The organism is Catenisphaera adipataccumulans, assembly GCF_014202755.1.
Taxonomy (GTDB): Bacteria; Bacillota_I; Bacilli_A; order Erysipelotrichales; family Erysipelotrichaceae; genus Catenisphaera; species Catenisphaera adipataccumulans.
Window position 1 is genome coordinate 1 of sequence record NZ_JACHHK010000014.1, and the last position, 2,873, is coordinate 2,873.

Consider the following 2,873-nt stretch of genomic DNA (forward strand, 5'->3'; position numbering starts at 1 on the left):
CCTGTGTGCGGGCATCACGGAAACGACCGTATTCGGCTGGCGGATGAAGATTCTGGAAGCGGCCAAGGCTGTTCCTCAGCCGGATCTGGTTGGAGTTGTTGAAGCGGATGAAAAATTCATCCACGAAGGCCAGAAAGGTTCTCTGAAACTCGTCGATCCGTTTGAAAAAAGCGGAACGCGCAAAGCCAGAAAGACCGGAAGCCCAAGCAGATACGGTTCGCTCGGCCCGGAATTCGGAACGGTCCTGTGCGCCGTCGATCATCAGGGGCATGTTGTTGCCGGATATGCGGGAGTCGGTGCTGCCAGTGCCGCAGCTTTTGAAAAGCTGATCGGACCGCATCTGAAGGACATGACCATCTTATGCACGGACGCCAACGGCATTTACGGAAGCTATTGTGAAAAATACGGCGTTATGCACTATGTACGGCCTTCAAACTATCTGAAGACGCTGACCGACGGGCTGAACGCCGGTAAACGCGAGGACGCAATGTACCGCAATGAAATGCTGGACTATATCGACGGCAGACGGAGCATACCCTATTCGGAATTTAAGCTCCTGAAGGATCAGCACGATCTCGGACTCGGCCGTGTGAACCAGTTCCATTCCCGGCTGAAGTTCGAACTGGTACAGAAAACAAAGGGCATCTCGCTGAAAAATATCGATGCATATGTGGCTTGGCAGGCGCTTCTGGTCAATTATTCGGTCGATGAAGGCCGTAAACCAGCGACACGCAAAGACGCTGAAAAGATCCTGATCATGCTTCTGAGGACCGGCGTGAATCTGAAACTGAAGGAGATCAGTGAAAAAGAACCGGATTTTTCCAATCTGACACCGCATTATGTGCAGGCTCTGAAGGAACATACGGACGAACTGAACAAGACCCGCGAATACAAAAGCGCCCGATACTATATCACGAGCGAGGATTTCGGTCCGAATACGGATAAACGGGCATATCTGGATCATCTGCCGGTCTATATGCTGAAGTTTCTCGCCGAACAGTGCGGACTGAACGGCAGAAGTAAGATCCACAAGGGCAACACATATCAGGCGAGAAGGCAGCTGGAAAGGAATCCGTATCTGCCTTATGCGATAGACGCTCTGATTGCCAAATACGGAATGAAAAACGAGAGCTAGTCCCTTTGGATCAGCTCCCGTTCATTTTTTTTCAGCTCTTCAAGCGTTTCACTGAACAGTCCGGCCATTCCCGGACCGTCCTCGTATTTTGTATGATAATGTTCCAGACCGGCAAAATAACCTGTCTGAAGCTCTGCGAACTCTTTGAACCAGTCACGAAGCCCCGGATTTTGTGCGACGGCTTCAAATGTGCGGTACAGATGAAAGATCTCGTCTTCAAAGACATTTACGTCGTTCCCGGAAAAACTGCCGGAATCTTTGACTTTTGACAGCAGATCCATCAGGGTCCGATAATGTTCGACCCATCCCTTTGCGACGATGTTTCTTCGGCTGACTTCATCGAGCAGGTCATTTTCCATGTCTTTACATCCTTTCTGCTATCTTTATTTTATCATATCGTCACCTGATTCAGACGTTATTTATATGTGTTTTCAACGTTTGACAATGGAACGGATAAAAATGCGTTTATAGATACCACGACCGTTTATGACGGGCGCATCATAGCGTGTGAACGGCTTTCTGATATCATCCAGCATTCCATCTCCACCTCTGTCAGATGTCCAGATTATTTCAAACTGTTCGGGGCAATACTTATCCATGAACGAAATCGGCACACCCATGATGCCATCGTAATCAGATGGAATGCATTCTGTAAACGGAACTTCGATGGCATCATAATTATCATACTTCGGATATTTTGAGGCATCACCATATGCCTTCTTCAATTTGTTTTTCAGCTTTCTGTTGAATTTCAGATTGTGTGCCATCGTATCTAAAATCAATGGTTCATGGCGTTTGCCGTGATCAACGTTCGTATACCAGATGACGCCCATGACATTGATGATATAGTTTCCTTTTCGATCAATGCTGTATTTTTTAACTTTGCTTGCATCGAAACTGTTTGACGGAAATATCATATTCATCCCGCCGCCGAAACTGGATGTTCCGCACCATATTTCATTGTTTTTAAGCAACGGAAACACTTCTTTGTATGTAATGGCGTTCATGTTTCCGATAATAATAAACTGTTTGTCTGCATCCATGATCCACTTCAGAAACTCGCGGAACAGGCTGAAGGGAGGGTTCGTAATGATCATGTCCGCTTCATCTCTCAGCCTTGTGACCTCTTCGCTTCGGAAATCGCCGTCGCCTTCCAGATAACCGGTAAATTCAATATCGTTTGTATCAATAATGCCTGATCCGTCCGTATCCCCTGTCAGAGTGAAGATCTTCCCATGTGTTTCATGCATCACCGGATCATACAGCGGAGAACTTGATTCAAACAATGTCGGCTTTTGATTTCCGGCGCTCTTTGCGTAGCTTGTAAAGATCAGCTTCTTCAGGCCGAACCGCTTGAAGTTTGCGGCGAAGTATCTCGTGAAATTCGACCATTCCGGATCATCGCATGGACAGAGGATCGTTTTTCCTTTGAATACATCATGGTTAAACTCGTAATAGGCGTTCATTTCTGCTTCGATGTCGCTGTACTGAGTATAAAATTCATCGTTTTTTGCCTTTTTAGCTTTTGATAGATTTGTATTTTGTGCCAATATCATCCCTTCCTGCGCTTACGGCGCTTTGTATGTAACTGAATGATATGGCTTTTTTATTTGCTTATCCGTCGGGCAAAAAAGCTAAAAACGCAAAAAAAACAGTCACCATAAGATGACTGCTTTGCTTATTGTGATTCTTGTTGCGTAAAACGTTCGTTTATGACCCGTTAACTATAGTATAGAAT

The 2,873-nt window shown here is 45.9% G+C and carries 2 protein-coding genes and 1 pseudogene; 1 reads left to right on the top strand and 2 read right to left on the bottom strand.

Annotation, left to right across the window (positions count from 1 at the left end):
• A pseudogene (locus tag HNQ47_RS09985) lies at positions 1–1,135 on the top strand (hypothetical protein); the annotation flags it as partial.
• Here the strand turns inward: HNQ47_RS09985 and HNQ47_RS09990 are convergent.
• Both HNQ47_RS09990 and HNQ47_RS09995 read right to left on the bottom strand, forming a co-directional pair.
• A complete protein-coding gene (locus tag HNQ47_RS09990) occupies positions 1,132–1,494 on the bottom strand; it encodes a hypothetical protein (RefSeq protein WP_183329260.1) in 363 nt (120 codons plus the stop codon). The pseudogene HNQ47_RS09985 and the gene HNQ47_RS09990 overlap by 4 nt on opposite strands.
• A gap of 72 nt (positions 1,495–1,566) precedes the next feature.
• Complete coding sequence (locus HNQ47_RS09995) at positions 1,567–2,685, bottom strand: adenine-specific methyltransferase EcoRI family protein (protein ID WP_221248101.1); 1,119 nt, start codon at positions 2,683–2,685, stop codon at positions 1,567–1,569.
• Between the last annotated feature and the right edge of the window lie 188 nt (positions 2,686–2,873).